Origin of the sequence: Methyloceanibacter marginalis (assembly GCF_001723295.1) — a bacterium.
Lineage (GTDB): Bacteria > Pseudomonadota > Alphaproteobacteria > Rhizobiales > Methyloligellaceae > Methyloceanibacter > Methyloceanibacter marginalis.
Map to the genome: position 1 here is coordinate 1 of NZ_LPWD01000337.1, position 4,187 is coordinate 4,187.

3 protein-coding genes and 1 pseudogene are annotated in these 4,187 nt (G+C 63.6%); 1 reads left to right on the top strand and 3 read right to left on the bottom strand.

Annotated features, from left to right (window positions below):
• Positions 1 to 1,752: SLC13 family permease (locus tag AUC71_RS12140; RefSeq protein ID WP_069624476.1), on the top strand; the 1,752-nt coding region annotated here is incomplete at its 5' end.
• Between the two features lies 1 nt (position 1,753).
• On the opposite strand, the gene AUC71_RS12145 is transcribed toward AUC71_RS12140, so the two are convergent.
• The 3 genes and pseudogenes from AUC71_RS12145 to AUC71_RS12155 form a co-directional block, all read right to left on the bottom strand.
• A complete protein-coding gene (locus AUC71_RS12145) occupies positions 1,754 to 2,593 on the bottom strand; it encodes a L,D-transpeptidase family protein (protein ID WP_069624477.1) in 840 nt (279 codons plus the stop codon).
• A 75-nt stretch (positions 2,594 to 2,668) separates the two neighbouring features.
• Positions 2,669 to 3,619 carry a L,D-transpeptidase family protein gene (locus tag AUC71_RS22795; protein ID WP_141701658.1) on the bottom strand — a complete coding sequence of 317 codons (951 nt, stop codon included), beginning with the start codon at positions 3,617 to 3,619 and terminating at the stop codon, positions 2,669 to 2,671.
• Positions 3,620 to 3,789: 170 nt separating this feature from the next.
• A pseudogene (locus AUC71_RS12155) lies at positions 3,790 to 4,187 on the bottom strand (acetyl-CoA carboxylase carboxyltransferase subunit alpha); the annotation flags it as partial.

The window sequence follows — 4,187 nt, forward strand, 5'->3', positions numbered from 1 at the left end:
GCCTTCGCAATCGTGATCGCCATGATGGCGCTCTTCATCTGGGGCCGCTTGCGCTACGACTTGGTCGCACTGCTCGCGCTCTTGGCGACCATCGCCGCCGGCATCGTCCCGCCCGAGAAAGCCTTCTCAGGATTCAGCGACGATATCGTCATCATCGTAGCCAGCGCGCTGCTTGTCAGCGCCGCAGTCGGCCGCTCCGGCGTGATCGAACGCGTGGTACGCAAGCTCGGTCCCTATCTTACGGACACGTACCGCCAGGTCGCGGCTCTCGTCGGCTCGGTCACGGTGATGTCGGGCTTCGTCAAGAATATCGGCGCGCTGGCCATGCTGATGCCGATCGCATTTCAGGTGGCCCGCCGCACGGGCACCTCGCCGTCCTCGCTGCTGATGCCCATGTCGTTCGGCGCCTTGCTCGGCGGCATCGTCACCCTGATCGGCACCTCGCCAAACATCATCGTGTCGCGCGTGCGCGAGCAGATTCTCGGCGAGCCGTTCCACATGTTCGATTTCGCGCCGGTGGGCGCGATCCTCGCCGCGTTGGGCTTTGTGTTCTTGATCTTCGGCTGGCGGCTGCTGCCCGCCGACCGCAAGGGGATCGTGTCCATGGACGTGGCCTTCAAGCTGGAAGGCTACACCACCGAGGTTTCCGTGCCGAAGGACTCGCCCGCCGCGGACATTACCGTGAAGGCGCTCGAGGACCTCGGTGAGGGCGACGTCGAGGTCATCGCCCTTCTGCGGGGACCCAAGCGGCGCTTCGATCCCGGCGGCAACACCATCATCAGGCCGGACGATATCCTGATCCTGCGCGGCGAGCCCTCGGCCCTCGAACGCATCGTCGCGCTGGAGAAGCTGACCCTGATCCGCGACGAGGAGAACAAGGAACGCGACACGCCGAGCGACGATGTCGGCATCATGGAGGCGGTCATCACACCCGATTCTCAGCTGATCGGGTATTCGGCCGGCCAATTGAAGCTCGCCGACCGCCACGGCCTCAACCTGCTCGCTGTGAGCCGAACGGGAAGGCGTATTGCCAACCGCCTGCGCACGGTGAAGCTGCGCGCGGGCGACGTGGTCGTGCTCCAAGGCAGTCTCTCCGCCATGCCCGAGACCCTTGGCGAGCTGCATCTGCTCCCGCTTGCCGAGCGCGACCTGCGGATCGGCCGCAAAGGGAGCCTCGTGCCGATCGGCGTTCTTGCCGTCGCAATGGGTCTCGTCGCCTTCAGCGTGGTGCCTGTCGCCGTCGCGTTCTTCGGCGCCGCCGTGATCCTGCTGGTCGCTCGTTCGCTATCCTTGCGTGAGGCCTATGACGTGATCGAATGGCCGATCCTCGTCATGCTCGGCGCGCTGATTCCGGTGAGTGACGCATTGCGCACGACCGGCAGCACCGACCTCATCGCCGCGTGGCTGTCGGAGACGGCGTCCTCGTTGCCGGCCTATGGCGCGCTGCTGCTGCTGATGGCAGCGGCCATGGCAGTGACGCCGTTTCTCAACAATGCCGCGACCGTGCTCATCATGGCGCCCATCGCCGCAAGCTTCGCCGCCGGTCTCGGCTACAATCCCGACCCGTTTCTCATGGCCGTCGCCATCGGCGCCGCGTGCGACTTCCTCACGCCAATCGGACATCAGTGCAATACGCTGGTGATGGGCCCCGGTGGCTACCGCTTCGGCGACTATTGGCGGCTGGGGCTGCCGCTCTCGATCCTCGTGCTGCTCGCCGGCACGCCGCTCATTCTCTATTTCTGGCCTATCTAACTTAGGAGTTGCCAGCGATCTCCGGCGGGCAATGCTCCTCGACCGCGCTTGCAACCGTTGCGAGGCTTCCCGGTTCGAACACGTAGCGGCCCTCGCATACGCTCACCTTCGGCGGCACGCCTGACGTCTCGAACAGGTCGTGGCCTTTCTTGAGGTCCGCCCAGAAGCCGCTCCATTGATCGCCGCTCCGCAAGCGCATGTTGCGCTCGCTCATGCGGAAGGGAAACGCGTGCACCGGAATCCGGTCCTGCCCGTTATCCAGCGCCTTGGTGACGAAGGCCCAGATCTCGTCCACCACGCCGTCTGTCACCGCGTAGCAGCCGATCGACGCGCAGCCGCCATGCACCATGAGGAAGGAGCCAGTGCGGCCCCTGCTCTGGTCATAGACATTGGGGAAGCCGAGATTGAACGAGAGATGCATCCGGCTATTCGGATTGAGAGCATCCTTGTCGACCGTATAGAAGCCTTCCGGCGCTTGCCGGTCGCCCTCCTTCAGCTTCGGTCCCAGGCGTCCGGACCACATGCAGATCGGATAGGTGGCGAACCGTTGGAAGCGTCCGTCCTTCTGCACCCAAAGTTCGATCTCCGATTCGAGCTTGTAGATGCGCAGGTGAACCGGGAGCCCCGGCTCCACCCCCGCACGATCCAGCCTGGCGGCAAGGCGCGACAGATCCGGCGTGCCGGGCAACGGCTTGCCCGCACGGTGCAGCGCCTTGTATTCGGCACGGTCCCAATTGATGGTGACGCGGTCGACGAGCTGCCGCCCCTGCGGCGAGAACAGGAAATACGCACCCCCCGCGAGCGCCAGGACAACAAGTGAAACGAGAAAGGACCGTAACATCGCCAGTCACACGCCAGAGGAAAGAGGCCAGAGGATGGACTATAACGCAGCGCGTGCCGCCGTCGCGGCGCCCGGCTATTTCTTCTTGGTCTTTTTCTCAGGCGCAGGCGTCGCCGGCCCCAGCGTCATGGCCTGATATGTCGGCGTGATCGCTCCAAAGCTCAGGTCGAGCGTGCTGCCGAGAGGCTTCGCCAGCGACGCATGGGACATGTTCGGCGTCTCGCTCTGCTTCGGCGGCTTGAACGCGACCATGGGCAGCTTCTGGTAGCGCGGGCACGAGCCCCTCGGATTGGGGTACTTCCCGTCGACGAAGGCGGCATTCACGACATAGCGTTTGCCGCACACCGCGAGCTTCGGCGCGAGACGCGTGGTCTCGAAATAGTCGTAGCCTTCTTTCAGATTGGCCCAGAACTCGTACCAATCATGCTCGCGTTGCGCCGCCAGATTGGCCGCGGTCATGCGGAAGGGAAACGCATGCAGCTGGAAATTTTCCTGGCCGCTGGTGAGCGCCTCTCGCGCTAGGATGTAGATTTCCTCCACCACCGCGTCGGTCATGGCGTAGCAGCCTGACGACGTGCAATCACCGTGCACCATCAGGTTGGAACCCGTGCGGCCGAGCGCGCGGTCATAGGCGTTGGGGAATCCGATATTGAAGGCAAGGTGATATTGGCTCTTCGGATTCATCAGATCCTTGTCGATGAGATAGAATCCTTCCGGCGCCTGCCGATCGCCCTGCTTCAACTTCGGGCCCAAGCCGCCGGAATAGGCGCAGATCGGATAGGTCTTGAAGTGGTAGTAGTGGCCGTCGTCCTTCTGTTTCCAGACTTCCAACTCGGACTCAGCCTTGAAGATGCGGATGAGGATCGGCTGCTGCTCGGTCATGCCCTTTTCGGCCAGCAGCGCGCGTGTCTGGGGCGAGAGTGGCTTCATATAGGGCGGAGAAAAGTTGCCACAACCAGACAGCGCGGCCGCGAGCGCGACCACGCAGACCGTAAGAACGGCTGTGACAAACCTTGAGCGAAGCATACGCAGTGCCCCTCGCGCACCTCGGCCAAGATCAAGTGAGATGGGTTAAGAGAACCTTAGCGCGGGACCCGCGCCAAGCCCTCGGCTTCCCCCGATTTCGGCAAGGTATAATACGCTTACTTAGGGGGAGTTGGACTAAAAAGATGGCGCTTTTTTGGGCGAAAATGCGGTCAGTCGGCCCGGCCCATGGCGAGGAATTTTTCGCGCCTATCCTTGCGAATCTCCTCCGGAGACAGGCCGTCGAATGAGGCGATGGCCTTCACGATCACATCGCCTGCGGCCTTGACCACGCCCTCCCCGTCCCGATGGGCCCCGCCCACCGGTTCGGGGATGATGCCATCGACGATTCCGAGCCGCAGCAGGTCCTGAGCCGTGATTTTCATGTTGGTCGCGGCGTCCTGGGCCCGGCTCGAATCGCGCCACAGGATCGAGGCGGCGGCCTCCGGCGAGGCCACGGTGTAGATCGAGTGTTCCAGCATGTAGATGCGGTTCGCCGTGGCGATGGCCACCGCGCCGCCGGAGCCGCCCTCGCCGATGATGAGCGAGACGATGGGCACGCCGATCCGCA